The organism is Pseudomonas sp. DWP3-1-3b3 (assembly GCF_049896305.1).
GTDB classification, from domain to species: Bacteria; Pseudomonadota; Gammaproteobacteria; order Pseudomonadales; family Pseudomonadaceae; genus Aquipseudomonas; species Aquipseudomonas azotoformans_A.
Genome location: NZ_JAFCUA010000002.1, coordinates 623,810 through 643,854 on the forward strand (window position 1 = coordinate 623,810; position 20,045 = coordinate 643,854).

Genomic DNA, 20,045 nt, shown 5'->3' on the forward strand with positions numbered 1-20,045 from the left:
TTATCCGTCTTCATCGCTGAAACTACCCTTGCTCACCCGTTTGGCAAAATGCCTGTACGCAACCCCCATTTTGCGCTGCTCAAACAACGAGAACACCAGGGTGCCCAGCAGGATCAGCATCCACACCAGAAACTGTTTCAACGCATCCACATGGGCGACGAACAGCAGCAGGGTGACCACGCCGCCAATCACCATGCCCAACGCCATCCAAGCGCCGAGCACACGGCCGACCGCCAGGCGCATGCCTTTGGGCAGCAACAGCCGGGTCCATATCAACACCACGAAAATCGTCAGCATGAAGCCGAACGCGGCCATGAAGGGGATCGGAAAACCGCCCTCGCGGTACAGCCAGGCCAGCAGCTTATACACAGGGCCAAGTGATTCCATCTGTTGATAAGTGTCCGGGCCCGGCAACTGCAATTGGGCAAAATGCGCGGGGGTCATGGCCATCACGCCAACCCCGAGCATCGCCACCACCGCGCCGTAGAAGCTACCGACACGCCACAACGGCGCCAGTACCCGGCGGTTTTCCACGTCCTCGGTCAGTGCCACGCCGAATACAGCCTTGGACTGTTTGCCCTGGGCGATCACGGTCTGGCCATCGCGCTCGCAGGCGTCGCCGATCAGCATCACGTCCAAGTCCTGGACCAGCAGGATTTCGCCTTGGCGGCGCGAGCTGCCGATCAGTTCATAGTCGTCCGGTGATTTGTTACCGAACAGGTCGATGCCTTCGGCAATGACGCGGATTTCTCCCGTGGCGTCCTGTACACGGAAGTCGTTGCAGCGCGCCTCGCCCTTGGCCCGGCTCCAACTCCAGCGCCCGTCGTCGTCCTTTTCGCCGTCTTCGATGATCCACACGTAGCCAGCGCAGGGCTTGCCGTGCACCGGAGACACCAGCGGTTTATCCACAATCACCTTGCCACGGATTTCTACCAAGCCCATGGCCAGCGACCGTATCTGGCTGGTGGCCAGTCGTTGTTCGGTCTTGTAGAAGTTGGGGCCGAAGCTGGCCAGCAGGCACACCAGGGCGAATACCGGGAAAAACATCGCCACTACGGTCATCGGCGCGTAGACCAACAAGCAGGCAAACCCTGCCAGGCACAACAGCGCCAACAGGGTTTTCCAACGCGACTTCTTTTTCTCTTCGCCCGCCTGCGTGGTTTTCATGCCCCCGGCACCTCAAGCTTCACGCCTTCGTAACGGGTTTCTTCGGCACTGATGGCCAGCAGCGGAATGCGTTGATAGCTGAGCATCCGCGCGAAAAACAGGTCGGGGAACACCGCGATAGCGATGTTGTAGAGATTGACCGACTCATTGAAGAATTCACGACGGTCGGCGATGCGCTCTTCAACAGCCGAAATCGCCTGCTGAAGCTCGACCATATTGGGACCGGAAATCAGCGTCGGGTAACCCTCCGCCACCGCAATCACCGACTTGAGCGCCGTATTCAACTGGTTGGACGTCTCGACCTTGTCATTCAGGCTGCTGGCGTTGAGGTATTGCTGGCGCGCGTCACTGAGGCGGGTAAACAGCGCGTGCTCATGGTTCATCGCGGTCTGCACCACACGCATCAGATCCGGGATCTGATCCGCCCGTTGCTTGAGCAGCACATCGATATTGGCGAAAGCCTTGTCCACATCGTTACGCCGCATCACCAGGCCGTTGTAGACGCCCACCATCCAGCCGACCAGGCCGACAACAATGATCAGCACAACGATGCCGGCGATTAGGAGTTCGATGTTCATGGTGAAGGCATTCCCTGGCTGAGTTATCCACAGGGTCGCATTCTAGGACTAAAACAAGAGGCCGCGCCGGGCACTGGCCCACAGAACCGACAAGAGGTGGTTAACGGGAGAAGAACTCCACGTAACTGGACTCGCCACCGCCTATGTCACCCGACAACCAGCCCCACTCGAAGGCCAGTGTCGTCAGACCAGCGTGATCAATGCCGACTGTGCCACGCGACCAACCGGACAACAGCTCACCGTCCAAGGTCAGGCACTGAAACAGCAATTCGATAGTGTCCGGGCCTGTCACTCGGCCCACTTGCGTGCCCAGGCGAATGCGTCCGCCCTGGTACGTGCCGGAGATGGCATCACCCTCGACAAGGTAATGAAACACCGTGCCCGAGCCAGAAAGTCCCTGGGCGTTGTTGGCGACGGTGAAGCGGCGGTTGTTCAAGCGCTGGTGGAGCTGGGAGGGGGTTTGCATCGAGGGCGCGTCCTTTCGCGGGAGCCTGGAGGCCCGGGCGGGTCTCCAGGATGTGGCGGATTACTCCACGGTTACTGACTTCGCCAAGTTACGCGGCTGGTCGACGTCGGTGCCTTTCAACACAGCGACGTAGTACGACAGCAACTGCAGCGGAATGGTGTAGAGGATCGGCGACAGGGTGTCGTTGATGTGCGGCATGTTGATGACGTGGGTGCCTTCACCGTTAGTCATGCCGGCCTTTTCGTCAGCAAACACCACCAGTTGGCCGCCACGGGCGCGGACTTCCTGCAGGTTGGACTTGAGCTTTTCCAGCAGTTCGTTGTTCGGCGCCACGGTGACCACCGGCATGTCGTCATCCACCAGGGCCAATGGGCCGTGCTTGAGCTCGCCGGCCGGGTAGGCTTCGGCGTGGATGTACGAGATTTCCTTGAGCTTGAGCGAACCTTCCATCGCCACCGGGTATTGCGCGCCACGGCCGAGGAACAGGGTGTGGTTCTTGTCGGCGAACAGTTCGGCGACTTTTTCCACGGTGCTGTCCATGGCCAGGGCTTCGCCCAGACGGGTTGGCAGGCGGCGCAATTCTTCGACCAGGGTGGCTTCGACGCCTTCGGCCAGGGTGCCGCGCACTTGACCCAGGGACAGGGTCAGCAGCAACAGGCCCACCAGCTGGGTGGTGAAGGCTTTGGTGGATGCCACGCCGATCTCGCGACCGGCCTGGGTCAACAGGGTCAGGTCGGACTCACGCACCAGGGAGCTGATGCTGACGTTGCAGATCGCCAGGCTGGCCAGGAAGCCCAGCTCCTTGGCGTTGCGCAAGGCGGCCAGGGTGTCGGCGGTTTCGCCGGACTGGGAGATGGTCACGAACAGGGTGTCGGGCTGCACCACCACCTTGCGGTAGCGGAATTCGCTGGCGACTTCGACCTGGCACGGGATGCCGGCCAGTTCTTCCAGCCAGTAACGCGCAACCATGCCGGCGTGGTAGCTGGTGCCGCAGGCAACAATCTGCACGTTGCGCACTTTGGCGAAGAGTTCGGCGGCCTGTGGGCCGAAGGCGTTGACCAGCACTTGGTTCTGGCTCAGGCGACCTTCCAGGGTGCGTTGCACCACAGCCGGTTGCTCGTGGATTTCCTTGAGCATGAAGTGGCGGTATTCACCTTTGTCGGCGGCTTCGGCGCCGTCGCGGTATTGCACGGCTTCGCGCTCGACGGACTGACCGTTAACGTCCCAGATCGCCACGCTTTCACGACGGATGTCAGCAATATCGCCTTCTTCCAGGTACATGAAGCGGTCGGTGACCTGGCGCAGGGCCAGTTGGTCGGAGGCGAGGAAGTTTTCGCCCAGGCCCAGGCCGATCACCAGCGGGCTGCCACTGCGAGCCGCGACGACGCGGTCCGGTTGGCTGGCACTGACCACGGCCAAGCCGTAAGCGCCGTGCAGTTCCTTGACCGTGGCCTTGAGCGCGACGGTCAGGTCGCCCAGGTCCTTGAGCTTGTGATTGAGCAGGTGGGCGATGACTTCGGTGTCGGTGTCCGAAGTGAACACGTAGCCCAGGCCCTTGAGTTGCTCGCGCAGCACTTCGTGGTTTTCGATGATGCCGTTGTGCACCACGGCCAGGTCGCCGGAAAAGTGCGGGTGGGCGTTGCGTTCGCACGGCGCACCGTGAGTCGCCCAACGGGTGTGGGCGATACCCAGACGGCCAACCAGCGGATCGCCGGCCAGGGCCTGCTCCAACTCGCTGACCTTGCCCGGACGGCGCATGCGCTCCAGCTTGCCGGCGTTGGTGAAGACCGCCACACCGGCGCTGTCGTAGCCGCGGTATTCCAGGCGCTTGAGGCCTTCGAGCAGGATCGGGGTGATGTTGCGTTCAGCGACTGCGCCTACGATGCCACACATGGTGTTTCTCCTAGATGATTGCCGCGCATATCAGCGTAATGCCGCGGGCTTGGATCTGGTCGCGGGCCTCAAGCGGCAGGCGATCATCGGTGATAAGGGTATGGACGCTGCTCCAGGGCAGTTCCAGGTTGGGAATCTTGCGGCCGATCTTGTCGGATTCGACCATGACCACCACTTCACGGGCGACCTCGGCCATGACGCGGCTCAGGCCCAGCAGTTCGTTGAAGGTGGTGGTGCCGCGCTCCAAGTCGATGCCGTCGGCACCGATGAACAACTGATCGAAGTCATAAGAGCGCAGCACTTGCTCGGCGACCTGCCCCTGGAACGAGTCCGAATGCGGGTCCCAAGTGCCACCGGTCATCAACAGCACCGGCTCGTGTTCCAGTTCGCTCAAGGCGCTGGCCACGTGCAGGGAGTTGGTCATCACCACCAGGCCTGGCTGGTGACCCAGTTCGGGGATCATGGCAGCGGTGGTGCTGCCGCTGTCGATGATGATGCGGGCGTGTTCACGCAGGCGCATCACGGCGGCACGGGCGATGGCGCGCTTGTACACCGAGATGGGCTGGGCAGCGTCGCCCACCAACTCCTGGGGCATGGTGATTGCGCCCCCGTAGCGACGCAGCAGCAGGCCGTTGCTTTCAAGGGCGGCCAGGTCCTTACGGATCGTAACTTCCGAGGTTTCGAAACGCTTGGCCAATTCATCCACGCTGACTTCGCCCTGTTCATTGAGCAAGGTCAGGATGTTGTGGCGTCGTTGGGGCGTATTTCGTTTCGACATTTTGGCTTTAAGTTTCGTTTCGAAAGATAACGAAGGCAATCAAAACCTATTCGGAGAAAATCGTCAATATGCGGGTATAAAAAAACCTGTGGGTGGTTAGCCAACAGGTTTCAGTGAATGTGGATAACTCAGGTCTTATTGATTTTGACCGGGCGCTTCCAGCCGTCAATGTTGCGTTGGCGGGCGCGGGCTACGCCGAGTTGCAAGTTATCCACATCCTGATTGATGGTGGAACCGGCAGCCGTGGTAGCGCCGTCGCCCACTGTCACCGGGGCAACCAGCGAATTATTCGAACCGATGAAAACGTCTTCGCCCAGCACGGTCTGGTGCTTGTTGGCACCGTCGTAGTTGCAGGTGATGGTGCCGGCGCCGATATTGGTGCGTGCGCCGATGACGGCATCGCCCAGATAAGTCAGGTGACCCACCTTGGCACCTTCGCCCAAATGAGCGTTTTTCAGCTCGACGAAGTTACCCACATGGGCCTTGGCCTCCAGCACGCTGCCGGGGCGCAGTCGCGCAAACGGACCCGCATCGCTGCCCTCCCCCATCACCGCGCCGTCCAGGTGACTGTTGGCCTTGACCACCACGCCTTTGCGCAGGGTGCTGTCCTTGATCACACAGTTCGGGCCAATCACCACGTCGTCTTCGATGATCACGCGACCTTCGAGGATCACGTTGATGTCGATCAGCACATCGCGGCCGACAGTCACTTCACCCCGTACATCGAAGCGTGCCGGGTCACGCAAGGTCACGCCTTGGGCCATCAGACGACGGCCTTCGCGCAATTGGTAGTGACGTTCCAGTTCGGCGAGTTGCTTGCGGTCGTTGGCGCCCTGCACTTCCATTTGGTCGTGGGGCTGCTCGGTGGCGACCAACAGGCCATCGCTTACCGCCATCTCGATGACGTCGGTGAGGTAGTACTCGCCCTGGGCGTTGTTGTTGGACAGACGGCTCATCCAATCGCCGAGCTTATCGGCGGGGACCGCCAGGATCCCGGTGTTGCCCTCGGTAATAGCGCGTTGGGCTTCGCTGGCATCCTTGTGCTCAACGATAGCGGCAACCTTGCCATCGGCGTTACGCACGATGCGCCCGTAACCAGTAGGATCATCCAGTTCAACCGTCAGCAGGCCCATCTGCCCAGGCACGACATGCTTGAGCAGGCGTTGCAGGGTTTCGACTTCGATCAGCGGCACGTCACCGTAGAGGATCAGCACGGTGTCGGCGCTGATGAAGGGTACGGCTTGGGCGGTGGCGTGGCCGGTGCCCAGTTGCTTGTCTTGCAATACGAAATTCAGATCGTCCGCGGCAAGGCGCTCACGCACCACATCAGCACCATGGCCGATCACTACATGAATGCGTTGCGGATCGAGTTGCCGGGCGCTGTGGATAACATGGCCCAGCATGGAATTGCCGGCAACCGGGTGCAGCACCTTGGGCAGGGCCGAACGCATGCGGGTGCCCTGGCCTGCGGCGAGAATGACGATTTCAAGAGACATGAGTGGCTACCAATCCTGGGCGGTCCGGCTTCAGACCAGAGAAGTGTTTTGCTGAAAAAGAAAAAGGGTAGCCGAGGCTACCCTTTTTAATCAATCGCGCATGAAGCATGACGGCGTGGCCGCTTACTTCTTGCGGATCTGCTGGAGCGTGCGCAGCTGAGCTGCAGCCTCGGCCAGACGTACAGCAGCAGCGCTGTAGTCGAAGTCCGCACCCTTTTCATTCAGGGCCTTCTCAGCAGCCTTGACGGCTTCCTGAGCGGAGGCTTCATCCAGGTCGCCAGCACGTTGCACGGTGTCGGCAAGTACCTTGACCATGTTCGGCTGAACCTCGAGGAAACCACCCGAGATGTAAAACACCTCTTTTTCCCCGCCTTGCTTGGTCAGAGTGATCGGACCTGGCTTCAAGCTGGTGATCAACGGCGCGTGACCCATGGCAATACCAAGGTCACCGAGTTCGCCGTGTGCAATCACCATCTCTACCAGACCGGAGAAGATTTCCCCTTCCGCGCTGACGATATCGCAATGGACTGTCATAGCCATCTGATTGCCTCAACCTGATGAGCGCCCGTTTCCGGGCGCCTGGATTACAGTTTCTTGGCTTTCTCGATCGCTTCTTCGATGCCGCCGACCATGTAGAACGCTTGTTCTGGCAGGTGGTCGTAGTCACCGTTGAGGATGCCTTTGAAGCCAGCAATGGTGTCTTTCAGGGAAACGTATTTACCCGATGCACCGGTGAAGACTTCAGCCACGAAGAACGGCTGCGACAAGAAACGCTGGATCTTACGAGCACGGTTTACCAACTGCTTGTCGGCTTCCGACAGCTCGTCCATACCCAGGATCGCGATGATGTCCTTCAGTTCTTTGTAACGCTGCAGCACGTACTGAACGCCGCGAGCGGTGTCGTAGTGCTCCTGGCCGATCACGTTCGGATCCAGCTGGCGCGAAGTCGAGTCGAGTGGATCGACCGCTGGGTAGATACCCAGGGAAGCGATGTCACGGGACAGTACGACGGTGGCGTCCAAGTGGGCGAAGGTGGTCGCTGGCGACGGGTCGGTCAAGTCATCCGCAGGTACGTATACCGCTTGGATCGAAGTGATCGAACCTTCCTTGGTCGAAGTGATACGTTCTTGCAGAACGCCCATCTCTTCAGCCAGGGTCGGCTGGTAACCTACTGCCGAAGGCATACGGCCCAGCAGTGCGGATACTTCAGTACCGGCCAGGGTGTAACGATAGATGTTGTCGACGAACAGCAGAACGTCGTTACCTTCGTCACGGAACTTCTCGGCCATGGTCAGGCCGGTCAGTGCTACGCGCAGACGGTTACCCGGCGGCTCGTTCATCTGACCGTAAACCAGTGCCACTTTGTCCAGAACGTTGGAGTCCTTCATCTCGTGGTAGAAGTCGTTACCCTCACGGGTACGCTCGCCCACACCGGCGAACACGGAATAACCGCTGTGCTCGATGGCGATGTTACGGATCAGTTCCATCATGTTTACGGTCTTGCCTACACCGGCACCACCGAACAGACCGACTTTACCGCCTTTGGCGAACGGGCAGACCAGGTCGATAACCTTGATGCCGGTTTCCAGCAGGTCGTTGCCGCCAGCTTGTTCCGCGAACGAAGGTGCTGGACGGTGAATGCCCCAGCGCTCTTCGGTGTCGATCGGGCCAGCTTCGTCAATCGGGTTGCCCAGTACGTCCATGATCCGGCCCAGGGTCGCTTTACCGACCGGTACGGAGATGGCTGCGCCAGAGTCGACAACGTCCAGACCGCGCTTCAAGCCTTCGGTGGAACCCATCGCAATGGTACGAACTACGCCGTCGCCCAGCTGCTGCTGAACTTCCAGAGTAGTGTCCGCGCCTTGTACTTTCAGCGCGTTGTAGATGCTCGGTACGCTGTCGCGTGGAAATTCCACGTCGATAACGGCGCCGATGATTTGAACGATACGTCCGCTACTCATAGCTGGATCCTCTGAATATTTGAACCGTTAAACCGCGGCAGCGCCGCCGACGATTTCCGAGATCTCTTGGGTGATCGCAGCCTGACGCGCCTTGTTGTAGATCAGCTGCAAATCGCTGATCAGATCACCGGCGTTATCGGTAGCGTTTTTCATCGCGATCATCCGCGCCGCTTGTTCAGCTGCGTTGTTCTCGACCACCGCCTGGTACACCTGCGACTCCACGTAGCGCACCATCAAGCCGTCAAGCAGCTCTTTGGCGTCTGGTTCGTAGAGGTAGTCCCAGTGGTGCTTGAGTTCCTGATCCGGAGTCGCCACCAGTGGAATCAATTGCTCCACGGTTGGCTGCTGGGTCATGGTGTTGATGAACTTGTTGGATACCACGGAGAGGCGGTCAATCCGGCCTTCCAGGTATGCATCCAGCATCACCTTCACACTGCCGATCAAATCATTGATCGACGGCTCTTCACCCAGGTGGCTGATAGCTGCTACGACGTTGCCGCCGAAGTTGCGGAAAAAGGCCGCACCCTTGCTACCAACAACACACAGATCGATCTCGACGCCCTTTTCGCGGTTTACCGCCATGTCCTTGACCAGGGCCTTGAACAGGTTGGTATTCAAACCACCGCACAAACCACGGTCACTGCTCACAACCACATAACCCACACGCTTTACTTCGCGGTCGATCATGAAGGGGTGGCGGTATTCCGGGTTGGCGTTGGCCAGATGCCCAATTACCTGGCGGATACGCTCCGCATAAGGACGGCTAGCAGCCATGCGCATTTGTGCCTTGCGCATTTTGCTGACCGCCACTTTTTCCATGGCGCTGGTAATTTTTTGCGTGCTTTTGATGCTCGCAATCTTACTGCGAATCTCTTTTGCGCCTGCCATGTAACACCTATCAGGTTAGCAAGCGGGAGCCTTGCGGCTCCCGCTGCGGCTTACCAGGTTTGGGTGGCCTTGAACTTCTCGATACCGGCTTTGAGGCCAGCGTCGATTTCGTCATTGAAGTCACCCTTCACGTTGATCTTGGCCAACAAGTCGGCGTGATCGCGGTTGAAGTAAGCAATCAGCGCTTGTTCAAAGCTGCCGACCTTGGCGATTTCGACGTCAGTCAGGAACCCACGCTCAGCGGCATACAGCGACAACGCCATGTCAGCGATCGACATTGGGGCGTATTGCTTCTGCTTCATCAGCTCGGTAACGCGCTGACCATGCTCAAGTTGCTTACGGGTCGCTTCGTCCAGGTCAGAAGCGAACTGGGCGAATGCCGCCAGTTCACGGTACTGAGCCAGAGCGGTACGGATACCACCGGAGAGCTTCTTGATGATCTTGGTCTGAGCGGCACCACCCACACGGGATACCGAAACACCGGCGTTCACTGCAGGGCGGATGCCTGAGTTGAACATGGCCGATTCCAGGAAGATCTGACCGTCGGTGATGGAAATCACGTTGGTCGGAACGAACGCGGAAACGTCGCCAGCCTGGGTTTCGATGATCGGCAGTGCGGTCAGGGAACCGGTTTTGCCGGTCACTGCGCCGTTGGTGAACTTCTCTACGTACTCTTCCGAAACGCGGGATGCGCGCTCCAGCAGACGGGAGTGGAGATAGAACACGTCGCCTGGGTAAGCTTCACGGCCTGGTGGACGGCGCAGCAGCAGGGAAATCTGGCGGTAAGCCACTGCTTGCTTGGACAGATCGTCATAAACGATCAGCGCGTCTTCACCGCGGTCGCGGAAGAATTCACCCATGGTGCAACCGGCATACGGTGCCAGGTATTGCAGTGCAGGCGATTCCGAAGCACTGGCAGCCACGATGATCGTGTTTTTCAGTGCGCCGTTCTCTTCCAGCTTGCGAACCACGTTGGCGATGGTCGATTGCTTCTGACCAATGGCTACGTAGACGCAGAAAATGCCGCTGTCTTTCTGGTTGATGATCGCGTCGATCGCCAGAGCGGTTTTACCGATCTGACGGTCACCGATGATCAGCTCACGCTGGCCACGGCCGACAGGGATCATGGCATCGACAGCCTTGTAGCCAGTCTGTACAGGCTGGTCTACCGACTTACGCCAGATCACGCCTGGAGCAACTTTCTCGACCGCGTCGGTCTCGGTGTTGCCCAGTGGACCTTTGCCGTCAACAGGGTTACCCAGTGCGTCGACTACGCGACCCAGCAGTTCCTTACCAACCGGAACCTCCAGGATGCGGCCGGTGCACTTGGCGCTCATGCCTTCAGCCAGAGACTGGTAAGCGCCCAGGATTACGGCACCTACGGAGTCCTGCTCCAGGTTGAGGGCCATACCGAAGACGCCGCCCGGAAACTCGATCATCTCGCCGGACATTACGTCGGCCAGACCGTGAATCCGCACGATACCGTCAGATACGCTGACGACAGTGCCTTCGTTACGGGCTTGGGAGGTCACATCGAGCTTGTCGATGCGGCCCTTGATAATTTCACTTATTTCGGAAGGATTGAGTTGCTGCATTGCTCTGCTGCCCCTTCAAACTCAAGATTTCAATGCTTCGGCAAGATTCGCGAGTTTGCCGCGAATCGAGCCATCGATAACCAGGTCGCCGGCGCGAATGACAATGCCCCCGATGAGGGACTTGTCTTCCGCAACTTGCAGGCGCACTTCCCGGTCGAGTCGTGCACTGAGAACCTTGGCGAGTTTGTCTTGCTGTTCTTGGTTCAATGCAAAAGCACTGGTCACTTCAACGTCTACCGACTTCTCTTGCTCGGCCTTGTACAGGTCGAACAGAGCGGCAATCTCCGGCAGAAGCAGGAGACGGTCGTTTTCGGCAACGACGTGGATGAAGTTCTGTACCTTCACATCGAACTTGTCGCCGCACACTTCAATAAAAGTGGCGGCCTTGTCTGCGCTCGTCAGTCGCGGGGCCTTGAGCACGCGCTGCATGGTGTCGTCTTGCGACACTGCTGCAGCCAGGCCGAGCATGGCTGACCAAGAGGCCAGCTGCTGGTGGGCCTGGGCGTGCTCGAAGGCTGCCTTAGCGTAAGGTCGGGCCAACGTGGTCAATTCTGCCATGATCGCCCTCGCTTAAATTTCAGCAGCCAGTTTGTTTACCAGCTCCGCGTGCGCGTTTTGATCGATTGTGGCACCCAGGATCTTCTCAGCACCGCCGACGGCCAGAGCACCCAGTTGGGCACGCAGCGCATCTTTGACACCGTTCAGTTCCTGCTCGATCTCGGCCTGAGCCTGAACCTTCACACGGTCAGCGTCGATACGGGCTTTTTCAACAGCCTCTTCAACGATCTGGTTACCGCGTTTCTTGGCTTGCTCAATGATTTCGGCTGCTTGAGCTTTCGCTTCGCGCAGTTGTTGACCCGCTTTATCTTGGGCCAACTCCAGGTCGCGAGCTGCTCGTGCTGCAGCGTCCAGCCCATCCGCGATCTTCTTCTGACGTTCGTGCAGAGCTGCGATGACCGGAGGCCATACGAACTTCATGCAGAAAACGACAAAAATCAAGAACGCTAAGGACTGACCAATAATGGTTGCATTAATGTTCACGCCAATACCTCGCTCATTCGTTGCACAACACACCAATCACTCGAAAAGACGAGTGATTAACCGGCGAGTTGACCAACGAAAGGGTTCGCGAAGGTGAAGAACAGAGCGATACCAACACCGATCATGGTCACGGCGTCGAGCAGGCCGGCGACGATGAACATTTTAACTTGCAGCATTGGAACCATTTCTGGCTGACGCGCTGCGCCTTCCAGGAACTTGCCGCCCAGCAGGCCGAAACCAATGGCAGTACCCAGGGCGCCCAGGCCGATCAACAGTGCAACAGCGATAGCGGTTAGACCAACTACAGTTTCCATCTTTCCTCCCGACTTTTACGTCGTATGGTTTAGGTTTTTTAGATTTTAAAGCGGTAAAACAAATCGTTTCATAGCCCGGTAGGGCCTACCTTCCCGTTTGACCGGGAAGGACATCAGACTAGTCGAGACTGGTCTTAATGGTTCTCTTCGTGCGCCATCGACAGGTAGACGATGGTCAGCATCATGAAGATGAAGGCCTGCAGGGTGATGATCAGGATGTGGAACACAGCCCACGCCCACTGCAGAACAATGCCCAGGCCGCTAAGCCAGAGCAGGCCGCTGCCGAACATCACAGCGATCAGAATGAACACCAGCTCGCCGGCATACATGTTGCCGAACAGTCGCAGGGCCAGGGAAATCGGCTTGGCGATCAGGGTCACGAATTCCAGCAGGAAGTTCACCGGGATCAGCAGGGCTTGAACGAAAATGTTCTTGCTGCCGAACGGGTGCAGGGTCAGTTCGCCGATGAAGCCGCCGATGCCCTTGATCTTGATGCTGTAGAAAATGATCAACGCGAAGACCGACAGGGCCATGCCCAGGGTGGCGTTCGGGTCAGTGGTCGATACGGCACGGAATGGAATGTGCGGGTCGCCGCTGATCGCCATGGCCAGCTGAGGAATCCAGTCAACCGGGATCAGGTCGACGGCGTTCATCAGGAACACCCAGACGAAGATGGTCAGTGCCAGCGGTGCGATCACCGGGCTACGGCCATGGAAGCTGTCTTTCACGCTGCCATCGACGAATTCGACCAGTACTTCAACGAAGTTCTGCAAAGCACCTGGTTGACCGGAAGTCGCCTTCTTTGCCGCCATGCGGAAAATGAAGACGAAGATCAGACCCAATGCGACCGACCAGCCCAGAGTGTCCAGGTGGAAAGCCCAGAAGCCCATTTCTTTGGCCTCTGCTGCGGAGTGGGCAAAGCCCCAGCCGCCATTAGGAAGCTGACCGAAGGTCAGGTTCTGCAAGTGGTGCTGGATATAGCCCGAAGCGGTTGTTTCTGCCATGGTTGCCTCAAACGCCCTAAGGTTTCGAAAGTCTTGTTTTCATTAGCAGGGGAGCGAACCAGCTGACCAGTTGGGTCAACACGAAGACGCCGAATACAGCCAGCGGCGCCAATGGCTTCACACCTGCAAAGGTCAGTGCAAACAGCACTGCCGTCAAAATCAGTTTCCCTGCCTCGCCGGCATAAAATGACCGGACGATAGCCTGGGCTGCTCGGGCGCCGGAAAACCGAAAGGCCCTGTGAGCAAAATACATATTGGGCAGCAAGGCTATCAGGCCTCCGCAGAGTCCTGAATATCCGGCAACGACTCCATGCCAATACCAAAGCGCCAATGCGGCGATCAGCAAAATGACAAATTGAGCCAATAAAACCGGAAAAACGGCCAAGCGATGGAACGGCAACGTGTTTGGCGTGCGGGTTTCCATCACTCTTGCTCCTCAATGGTCGGCTGCCGGAAATCAATAACTTGGCATAATTTGTGCCGACAAAATGCGCGCAGAGTATAGGGGCGGTTCTGCCCCTATTCAACTGTCGGGTAGTGATTTCCGATCACACGCTACATAAGCAAATGTTTCAGCGGATGTGGGCAAGGACGCCCTGGAGCTCATCGAGCGAGTTATAACCGATGACCAATTGCCCTTTGCCTTTCTTGCCATGGCGAATTTGCACCGCAGAGCCCAGGCGCTCGGCCAGGCGCTGCTCGAGACGGGCGATATCCGGATCAGGTTTGGCCGTTTCGACCGGTGCAGGTTTGCCGCTGAGCCACTGGCGAACCAGCGCCTCGGTCTGGCGAACGGTGAGCCCCCGTGCGACAACGTGTCGCGCCCCTTCAACCTGTTGATTTTCCGGCAAACCGAGCAAAGCACGGGCGTGCCCCATCTCCAGGTCGCCGTGGGACAACATGGTCTTGATGACTTCCGGCAGCGCTATCAAACGCAGCAAGTTGGACACGGTCACGCGGGATTTACCCACCGCCTCGGCCACTTGTTGCTGGGTCAACTGGAACTCCTGCTGCAAACGCTGCAGGGCGATCGCTTCCTCGATCGGGTTGAGGTCTTCGCGCTGGATGTTTTCGATCAACGCCATGGCGATGGCGGTTTCATCTGGTACGTCGCGCACCATCGCCGGGATGGTTTCCTTGCCGGCCTGCTGGCTTGCGCGCCAGCGCCGCTCACCGGCGATGATTTCAAAGCGGCCGCCGCCAATCGGGCGAACCACAATCGGCTGCATCACGCCCTGGGCCTTGATCGAATTGGCCAGTTCCTCCAGCGCCTGGGGATCCATGTCCCGGCGTGGCTGGTATTTGCCGCGCTGGATCAGGTCCAGCGGCAGGTGCTGCAACTCACGCTCGTCGGCCTGCACCGCTTGTTCTTCAAGCGATGTGACGGTCGGACCACTCAACAGTGCATCCAGTCCACGTCCGAGACCTCGTTTCTTGACGGCCATGGGGATTCCTTAAGTTGGCTGGGCTGCAGCGGTGCGTGAGTTGCGGCGTTGGCGGCGAACCATCTCGCCGGCCAGAGCCAGGTAAGCAATGGCGCCACGCGAGGACTTGTCATACGCCAGCGCGGGCATGCCGTAGCTTGGCGCTTCGGCCAGACGGATGTTGCGCGGGATCACGGTGTCGTAAAGCTGATCACCAAAGTGTTCCTTGAGCTGCGCCGACACATCGTTCATCAGGCTCAGGCGTGGATCGAACATGGTCCGCAGCAGGCCTTCGATCTGCAGGTTCGGGTTGAGCAACTCGGCGATGCGCTTGATGTTATCCACAAGGTCGCTCAACCCTTCCAGTGCGTAGTACTCGCACTGCATGGGGATAATCACCCCATCGGCGGCCACCAACGCGTTCAGCGTGAGCATCGACAGCGACGGTGGGCAGTCGATCAAAATGTAATCGTAATTCTCGCGGATCGGCGCCAAGGCGCTGCGCAGACGGCTTTCTTTCATCTGCATTTCCAGCAGCACCACTTCCGCCGCGGTCAAATCGCGGTTAGCCGGCAGCAGTTGATAACCACCGTGTTCGGAGTAGTGCATGGCCTGGGCCAGGTCGCACTCGCCAATCAGCAAGTCGTAGACCGAGTTTTCCAGGCCGTGTTTATCCACACCGCTACCCATGGTGGCGTTGCCCTGTGGATCGAGATCGATCAACAGCACCCGGCGCTTGGTCGCGACCAGGGATGCTGCGAGGTTGATGCAGGTGGTGGTTTTGCCCACGCCACCTTTCTGGTTCGCTATCGCGAATACCTTAGCCATTCTTGCTTGTGTTCCCAATCATGCCGTGCGGCGCAGTATCAGCAGATGGCGTTGGCCTTGGCAACCGGGTACGGCCAAGGCGTGTTCGCTATCGAGGTGGAAGTCTGCCGGCAATGCTAACAGCTCATCGCTTGGATGGACGCCCTTCATTGCCAACCAGCGCGTATCGCGATCGCCCAAGTGGCGGGTCCAGTTGCTGAAGTTCTCCATGCTGCTGAAGGCCCTGGAAACAATTCCGTTGAAAGGCAGTTCAGGCGTGAAGGCTTCTACGCGACTGTGGATAACGTGCAGGTTATCCAGCTTGAGTTCGAGTTTGACCTGGGTCAGGAAGCGGGTTTTCTTGCCGTTGCTGTCCAGACAGGTAACTTGGGACTCGGGAGACAAGATGGCTAACGGAATGCCAGGCATACCGCCGCCACTGCCCACGTCCAACCAGCGGCCGTTTTCGATGAAGGGCATCACGCTCAAGCTGTCGAGCAAGTGACGGGACACCATTTCGTCGGGATCACGCACCGCGGTCAGGTTGTAAGCCTTGTTCCATTTGATCAACAACGCCAAATACCCCAACAGCAACTCATGCTGGGTTTCGGTCAGGTCAACGCCCAACTGGCGTGCACCTGTGGATAACTCTTCTGCGTGTTGCGAGGTGACCAACGAACTCAAGCGCTTTGCTCCAACTGACGGCCCGCGCCGCGTTTTTTCAAATGAATCATCAACAGCGAAATGGCTGCCGGGGTGACGCCGGGGATACGTGAAGCCTGGCCCAATGTCTCGGGACGAGTTATCCCCAGCTTGCTTTGGATTTCTTTCGACAGCCCGGAAATCCCGGTGTAATCGATATCCGCAGGCAGCTTGGTGTCTTCACTGGCGCGCAGGCGAGCGATCTCGTCCTGTTGACGGTCAATGTATCCGGCGTATTTGGTCTTGATTTCAACCTGCTCGGCGACCTGGGGATCTTCCGCGCCCTGGCCGGTCACTTCGACCAGACCAGCGTAGTCGATTTCCGGACGGGACAGCAGGTTGAGCAAGTTGTATTCGTGGGTCAGCGGCGTGCCGAATTTTTCAGCGATCGCGTCGCCTTGTTCGGTGCCAGGGCGAACCCAAGTGCTTTTCAGGCGCTGTTCTTCCAACGCAATGCTTTCGCGTTTTTTGCAGAAGGCTTCCCAACGCACATCATCGACCAGGCCGAGTTCGCGACCTTTTTCGGTCAAACGCAGGTCGGCGTTGTCTTCACGCAGGATCAAACGGTATTCCGCCCGGGAAGTGAACATCCGGTACGGTTCCTGGGTGCCCAGGGTAATCAGGTCATCGACCAATACGCCGATATACGCTTCGTCGCGACGCGGGCACCAGCTGTCTTTGCCTTGTGCACGCAGTGCTGCGTTGGTTCCGGCCAGCAAACCTTGGGCGCCGGCTTCTTCGTAACCGGTAGTGCCGTTGATTTGGCCGGCGAAGAACAGACCGCCAATCACTTTGGTTTCCAGGCTGTACTTCAGGTCGCGCGGGTCGAAGTAGTCGTATTCGATGGCGTAGCCCGGACGCACGATGTGTGCGTTTTCCATGCCACGGATCGATTGCACGATCTGGATTTGCACGTCGAACGGCAGGGAAGTGGAAATCCCGTTCGGGTACAGCTCATGGGTGGTCAAGCCTTCGGGCTCGATAAACACCTGGTGGCTTTCCTTATCGGCAAAGCGGTGGATCTTGTCTTCGATCGATGGGCAATAACGCGGGCCGATCCCTTCGATTACCCCGGAGTACATCGGCGAACGGTCGAGGTTCGCGGCAATGATTTCGTGGGTGCGGGCGTTGGTGTGGGTGATCCAGCAACTCACCTGTTTCGGGTGCTGCTCTTTGGAGCCCATGAACGACATGACTGGAATCGGCGTGTCGCCGGCCTGTTCGGTCATCACCGAGAAATCCACAGAACGCCCGTCGATACGCGGCGGGGTCCCGGTTTTCAGGCGCCCGACACGCAGCGGCAATTCACGCAGGCGTTTTGCCAGGGCAATCGACGGCGGATCACCGGCGCGACCGCCGGAATAATTCTGCATACCGATGTGGATAAGTCCGCCGAGGAACGTGCCGGTGGTCAACACCACGGATTCTGCGAAGAAACGCAGGCCCATTTGCGTGACAACACCGCGTACCTGGTCTTGTTCGACGATCAGATCATCTGCGGCTTGTTGAAATATCCACAGGTTCGGCTGGTTTTCCAGGGTTTCGCGCACGGCCGCCTTGTACAGGATGCGGTCGGCTTGAGCTCGGGTAGCCCGTACGGCTGGGCCTTTGCGGCTGTTGAGCACACGAAATTGAATACCACCCTTATCGGTGGCCATGGCCATCACGCCGCCAAGGGCATCGATTTCCTTGACCAGATGGCTTTTGCCGATCCCACCAATAGCGGGGTTGCAACTCATTGCACCGAGGGTCTCCACGTTGTGCGTGAGCAACAGGGTTTTTACGCCCATGCGTGCTGACGCCAGTGCTGCCTCGGTACCGGCATGACCGCCGCCGATGACGATCACTTCAAAACGGGAAGGGAAATCCACCACGCACCTCGTGCCTGCTTATGTAGGTAATCAGGAATTGTCTGTTGAAAGGGTTTTGGAGCTTTGGCGGCAAGTATAGGGACTTAGCCCTTCCTAAAGAACCCTTTGCACAAAATTTAACCAGCTGTGGATGAATCACAGACAATAGAAATTAAAAGAGAGAAATTTATTAAATCTTTGTTTTTATGTTTATTTCTATGCAGCTAACTTTCTGTGGATAGATCTCTACAACCCTTTAATTACGTTGTGTACAGAGATTCAAAAGTCTGTGGTCATGTACCAATGAGGGGCTTGGATAAGTGCTTTAAGCCTGTGGATTAAACAGGTGCTTATCCACAGGCGGGTTTTTACTCAGGTTTCAGGCCCTGTTATCAACTGGGCACAGAGGCGGTTATTCACAGGGCTTAATCCACAGAAATCGGTCACTTGGTGTGTATTTCGCCCACGGCCAAGCCCGCAGAATCGTCCGACTCGGCGATGAGTACTGCAAAAAGAGAGCTATTGTGAGAAAACGGCAGGGCAGTTAATAATAGCGATTATCATTAACCCGCCTTGTCATACCCTATGTCCCCTCCTTCGCACACGGCCGCAGTCCAGCACATTTATGAGCAACACCATTCCTGGTTGCACGGGTGGCTCAAAGGTAAGTTGCATAACGCCTGCGATGCGGCCGATGTAGCTCACGATACGTTTGTGCGTATCTTGGGCGGACGTCATGCGGCGCAGATCCTTGAACCACGGGACTATTTGGCGACTATCGCGCGGGGCCTGGTGATTGATCGCTACCGTCGGCACGCCATTGAGCAGGCTTACAAGCAGACCCTGGCCGAACGGCCTGAAGCCACAGCTATCAGTGAAGAAGATAAAGCCATCATCATCGAAACCCTGGTGGCAGTGGATAAAGCCTTGTGCGGACTCGGCGAGCGAGCGCGGCGGATCTTCTTGCTGTCGCAGATTGAGGGACTGACTTATCAACAGATCGCCGACCAATTGCAGGTGTCACTGACTACAGTGAAGAAGCACATGATCCGAGCGTTGACCGAGTGTTCGCTGATCATGGCCAGCCTGTAATGGCGGCGCCTGATCGCAAGACCTTCGAAGCCGCCGCCAGTTGGTATGTGCAGTTTCAATCCCAGCCACCTACGGCTGCGGAACGCTTGGCCTGGCAGCAGTGGCTCAACGGCGATCCCTCCCATCAGGTCGCATGGAACCAGATGGAACAGTTGCAGCGCAGCCTTGGAGCCCTGCCCCAAGACTTCACCCGACGCGCCTTGTCGGCTACTCAACAACGTCGCCAGGTATTGAAGTGGATGCTCGTATTGGGCAGTACAGGTTATCTGGGTTGGAATGTTCAGCAGTACAGCAATGTAGGCGCCGACTACCGCACATCTGTAGGCGAACGCCGGCGTATCGAGTTGGCCGACGGCACGCGGATCGACCTCAATACCCGCACGGCGATTGATGTGGTCTTCGACGGGCGCCAGCGTTTGATCCGACTGCGCGAAGGTGAAGTACTTATCCACACGGGTAAGTCGGGCGGGCAGCCCCCCTTTTACGTCGACACCCGCCAAGGCCGGATCCAGGCACTGGGGACCCGGTTTACCGTACGCCAATTGCCAGACACCACGCGTGTCGGGGTGCTGGAGGACCGGGTAAGTGTGTTGCCCGGTGATCAGCCCGATCATCTCCGCTTGCTCAGTGCAGGTGAATGCGTCGACTTTGATCGTCAGAACGTAGGACCGAACCACAATTATCGAAGGTCCCAAGCTGCCTGGGTCGAAGGCCAGTTGATCGTGTTGGATGCTCGACTGGGGGAGGTGATCGACGAACTTTCACGTTATAGACCGGGTGTCCTGCAATGTGATCAGGCCAGCGCTCGACTGCGTGTTTCCGGGACGTTCCGTCTGGACGCTACCGACGCGGTACTGGCCAACCTGCAAGCCACCTTGCCGATTCAGGTGAGGTATTTAACGCGATATTGGATTTCGGTGAAGCGAAGCAGTTGACCGAAAAAATTATCCACAAGGGGGTTATCTTTTTTTTGCCTGGATCGGCCCTAC

At 58.0% G+C, this 20,045-nt stretch carries 21 protein-coding genes; 2 read left to right on the plus strand and 19 right to left on the minus strand.

The window, feature by feature from the left end:
• The 19 genes from ACP7BX_RS09240 to mnmG all read right to left on the minus strand — a co-directional run bounded on the left by ACP7BX_RS09240 (position 1) and on the right by mnmG (position 17,985).
• A complete protein-coding gene (locus ACP7BX_RS09240; RefSeq protein WP_426126967.1) occupies positions 1-1,167 on the minus strand; it encodes a hypothetical protein in 1,167 nt (388 codons plus the stop codon).
• Positions 1,164-1,745 carry a LemA family protein gene (locus ACP7BX_RS09245; protein ID WP_426126966.1) on the minus strand — a complete coding sequence of 194 codons (582 nt, stop codon included), beginning with the start codon at positions 1,743-1,745 and terminating at the stop codon, positions 1,164-1,166. Before ACP7BX_RS09245 ends, ACP7BX_RS09240 begins: the two co-directional genes overlap by 4 nt.
• Positions 1,746-1,845: 100 nt before the next feature.
• Positions 1,846-2,211 (minus strand): hypothetical protein, encoded by a 366-nt coding sequence (locus ACP7BX_RS09250; RefSeq protein ID WP_426126965.1) that lies wholly within the window; start codon positions 2,209-2,211, stop codon positions 1,846-1,848.
• Between the two features lie 60 nt (positions 2,212-2,271).
• Positions 2,272-4,104 (minus strand): glutamine--fructose-6-phosphate transaminase (isomerizing), encoded by a 1,833-nt coding sequence (glmS, locus tag ACP7BX_RS09255; RefSeq protein ID WP_426126964.1) that lies wholly within the window; start codon positions 4,102-4,104, stop codon positions 2,272-2,274.
• Positions 4,105-4,114: 10 nt separating this feature from the next.
• Positions 4,115-4,882: a DeoR/GlpR family DNA-binding transcription regulator gene (locus tag ACP7BX_RS09260; RefSeq protein ID WP_061434700.1), complete on the minus strand. Its 768-nt coding sequence runs from the start codon at positions 4,880-4,882 to the stop codon at positions 4,115-4,117.
• A gap of 128 nt (positions 4,883-5,010) precedes the next feature.
• On the minus strand, positions 5,011-6,378 hold the full coding sequence (gene glmU / locus ACP7BX_RS09265) for a bifunctional UDP-N-acetylglucosamine diphosphorylase/glucosamine-1-phosphate N-acetyltransferase GlmU (RefSeq protein ID WP_426126963.1): 1,368 nt from the start codon (positions 6,376-6,378) through the stop codon (positions 5,011-5,013).
• Positions 6,379-6,501: 123 nt separating this feature from the next.
• Positions 6,502-6,918: a F0F1 ATP synthase subunit epsilon gene (locus tag ACP7BX_RS09270; protein WP_003177061.1), complete on the minus strand. Its 417-nt coding sequence runs from the start codon at positions 6,916-6,918 to the stop codon at positions 6,502-6,504.
• A gap of 44 nt (positions 6,919-6,962) precedes the next feature.
• Positions 6,963-8,339 (minus strand): F0F1 ATP synthase subunit beta, encoded by a 1,377-nt coding sequence (atpD, locus tag ACP7BX_RS09275; RefSeq protein WP_010207684.1) that lies wholly within the window; start codon positions 8,337-8,339, stop codon positions 6,963-6,965.
• A 27-nt stretch (positions 8,340-8,366) separates the two neighbouring features.
• Positions 8,367-9,227, minus strand: a complete 861-nt coding sequence (gene atpG, locus ACP7BX_RS09280) for a F0F1 ATP synthase subunit gamma (RefSeq protein WP_010207685.1) — start codon at positions 9,225-9,227, stop codon at positions 8,367-8,369.
• 50 nt (positions 9,228-9,277) lie between these two features.
• Positions 9,278-10,822 (minus strand): F0F1 ATP synthase subunit alpha, encoded by a 1,545-nt coding sequence (gene atpA, locus ACP7BX_RS09285; RefSeq protein WP_010207686.1) that lies wholly within the window; start codon positions 10,820-10,822, stop codon positions 9,278-9,280.
• A 21-nt stretch (positions 10,823-10,843) separates the two neighbouring features.
• The gene (locus ACP7BX_RS09290) at positions 10,844-11,380 is read right to left on the minus strand and encodes a F0F1 ATP synthase subunit delta (RefSeq protein WP_010207689.1); all 537 of its coding nucleotides are present in this window, start codon (positions 11,378-11,380) and stop codon (positions 10,844-10,846) included.
• A gap of 12 nt (positions 11,381-11,392) precedes the next feature.
• A complete protein-coding gene (locus tag ACP7BX_RS09295; RefSeq protein WP_008439543.1) occupies positions 11,393-11,863 on the minus strand; it encodes a F0F1 ATP synthase subunit B in 471 nt (156 codons plus the stop codon).
• Positions 11,864-11,919: 56 nt separating this feature from the next.
• Positions 11,920-12,177 (minus strand): F0F1 ATP synthase subunit C, encoded by a 258-nt coding sequence (atpE, locus tag ACP7BX_RS09300; RefSeq protein WP_002555987.1) that lies wholly within the window; start codon positions 12,175-12,177, stop codon positions 11,920-11,922.
• A 134-nt stretch (positions 12,178-12,311) separates the two neighbouring features.
• Positions 12,312-13,181 carry a F0F1 ATP synthase subunit A gene (gene atpB / locus ACP7BX_RS09305; RefSeq protein ID WP_016978714.1) on the minus strand — a complete coding sequence of 290 codons (870 nt, stop codon included), beginning with the start codon at positions 13,179-13,181 and terminating at the stop codon, positions 12,312-12,314.
• Between the two features lie 16 nt (positions 13,182-13,197).
• Complete coding sequence (locus ACP7BX_RS09310) at positions 13,198-13,605, minus strand: F0F1 ATP synthase subunit I (protein WP_010565865.1); 408 nt, start codon at positions 13,603-13,605, stop codon at positions 13,198-13,200.
• 148 nt (positions 13,606-13,753) lie between these two features.
• Entirely contained in the window at positions 13,754-14,626 is an 873-nt protein-coding gene (locus ACP7BX_RS09315) for a ParB/RepB/Spo0J family partition protein (RefSeq protein WP_016970690.1), read from the minus strand.
• Positions 14,627-14,635: 9 nt separating this feature from the next.
• The gene (locus tag ACP7BX_RS09320) at positions 14,636-15,433 is read right to left on the minus strand and encodes a ParA family protein (protein WP_016978715.1); all 798 of its coding nucleotides are present in this window, start codon (positions 15,431-15,433) and stop codon (positions 14,636-14,638) included.
• An 18-nt stretch (positions 15,434-15,451) separates the two neighbouring features.
• Positions 15,452-16,096 carry a 16S rRNA (guanine(527)-N(7))-methyltransferase RsmG gene (gene rsmG / locus ACP7BX_RS09325; RefSeq protein WP_426126961.1) on the minus strand — a complete coding sequence of 215 codons (645 nt, stop codon included), beginning with the start codon at positions 16,094-16,096 and terminating at the stop codon, positions 15,452-15,454.
• A complete protein-coding gene (mnmG, locus tag ACP7BX_RS09330; RefSeq protein ID WP_025999919.1) occupies positions 16,093-17,985 on the minus strand; it encodes a tRNA uridine-5-carboxymethylaminomethyl(34) synthesis enzyme MnmG in 1,893 nt (630 codons plus the stop codon). The genes rsmG and mnmG overlap by 4 nt, the downstream gene beginning before the upstream one ends.
• Positions 17,986-18,549: 564 nt before the next feature.
• Here mnmG and ACP7BX_RS09335 point away from each other — a divergent pair.
• Together ACP7BX_RS09335 and ACP7BX_RS09340 are read left to right on the plus strand one after the other, a co-directional pair.
• Positions 18,550-19,056 (plus strand): sigma-70 family RNA polymerase sigma factor, encoded by a 507-nt coding sequence (locus ACP7BX_RS09335; RefSeq protein ID WP_177110907.1) that lies wholly within the window; start codon positions 18,550-18,552, stop codon positions 19,054-19,056.
• On the plus strand, positions 19,056-19,991 hold the full coding sequence (locus ACP7BX_RS09340) for a FecR domain-containing protein (protein ID WP_426126958.1): 936 nt from the start codon (positions 19,056-19,058) through the stop codon (positions 19,989-19,991). Before ACP7BX_RS09335 ends, ACP7BX_RS09340 begins: the two co-directional genes overlap by 1 nt.
• Positions 19,992-20,045: the final 54 nt, after the last annotated feature.

What these genes read in the sequence shown, in the direction of transcription:
- ACP7BX_RS09310 (WP_010565865.1), bottom strand. Translation starts at nt 13,605, where the DNA reads ATGGAAACCCGCACGCCAAACACGTTGCCGTTCCATCGCTTGGCCGTT.
- atpD (WP_010207684.1), bottom strand. Translation starts at nt 8,339, where the DNA reads ATGAGTAGCGGACGTATCGTTCAAATCATCGGCGCCGTTATCGACGTG.
- ACP7BX_RS09270 (WP_003177061.1), bottom strand. Translation starts at nt 6,918, where the DNA reads ATGGCTATGACAGTCCATTGCGATATCGTCAGCGCGGAAGGGGAAATC.
- atpG (WP_010207685.1), bottom strand. Translation starts at nt 9,227, where the DNA reads ATGGCAGGCGCAAAAGAGATTCGCAGTAAGATTGCGAGCATCAAAAGC.
- atpE (WP_002555987.1), bottom strand. Translation starts at nt 12,177, where the DNA reads ATGGAAACTGTAGTTGGTCTAACCGCTATCGCTGTTGCACTGTTGATC.
- ACP7BX_RS09245 (WP_426126966.1), bottom strand. Translation starts at nt 1,745, where the DNA reads ATGAACATCGAACTCCTAATCGCCGGCATCGTTGTGCTGATCATTGTT.
- ACP7BX_RS09320 (WP_016978715.1), bottom strand. Translation starts at nt 15,433, where the DNA reads ATGGCTAAGGTATTCGCGATAGCGAACCAGAAAGGTGGCGTGGGCAAA.
- glmS (WP_426126964.1), bottom strand. Translation starts at nt 4,104, where the DNA reads ATGTGTGGCATCGTAGGCGCAGTCGCTGAACGCAACATCACCCCGATC.
- ACP7BX_RS09340 (WP_426126958.1), top strand. Translation starts at nt 19,056, where the DNA reads ATGGCGGCGCCTGATCGCAAGACCTTCGAAGCCGCCGCCAGTTGGTAT.
- atpA (WP_010207686.1), bottom strand. Translation starts at nt 10,822, where the DNA reads ATGCAGCAACTCAATCCTTCCGAAATAAGTGAAATTATCAAGGGCCGC.
- ACP7BX_RS09240 (WP_426126967.1), bottom strand. Translation starts at nt 1,167, where the DNA reads ATGAAAACCACGCAGGCGGGCGAAGAGAAAAAGAAGTCGCGTTGGAAA.
- ACP7BX_RS09315 (WP_016970690.1), bottom strand. Translation starts at nt 14,626, where the DNA reads ATGGCCGTCAAGAAACGAGGTCTCGGACGTGGACTGGATGCACTGTTG.
- ACP7BX_RS09290 (WP_010207689.1), bottom strand. Translation starts at nt 11,380, where the DNA reads ATGGCAGAATTGACCACGTTGGCCCGACCTTACGCTAAGGCAGCCTTC.
- ACP7BX_RS09250 (WP_426126965.1), bottom strand. Translation starts at nt 2,211, where the DNA reads ATGCAAACCCCCTCCCAGCTCCACCAGCGCTTGAACAACCGCCGCTTC.
- ACP7BX_RS09260 (WP_061434700.1), bottom strand. Translation starts at nt 4,882, where the DNA reads ATGTCGAAACGAAATACGCCCCAACGACGCCACAACATCCTGACCTTG.
- glmU (WP_426126963.1), bottom strand. Translation starts at nt 6,378, where the DNA reads ATGTCTCTTGAAATCGTCATTCTCGCCGCAGGCCAGGGCACCCGCATG.
- ACP7BX_RS09335 (WP_177110907.1), top strand. Translation starts at nt 18,550, where the DNA reads ATGTCCCCTCCTTCGCACACGGCCGCAGTCCAGCACATTTATGAGCAA.
- atpB (WP_016978714.1), bottom strand. Translation starts at nt 13,181, where the DNA reads ATGGCAGAAACAACCGCTTCGGGCTATATCCAGCACCACTTGCAGAAC.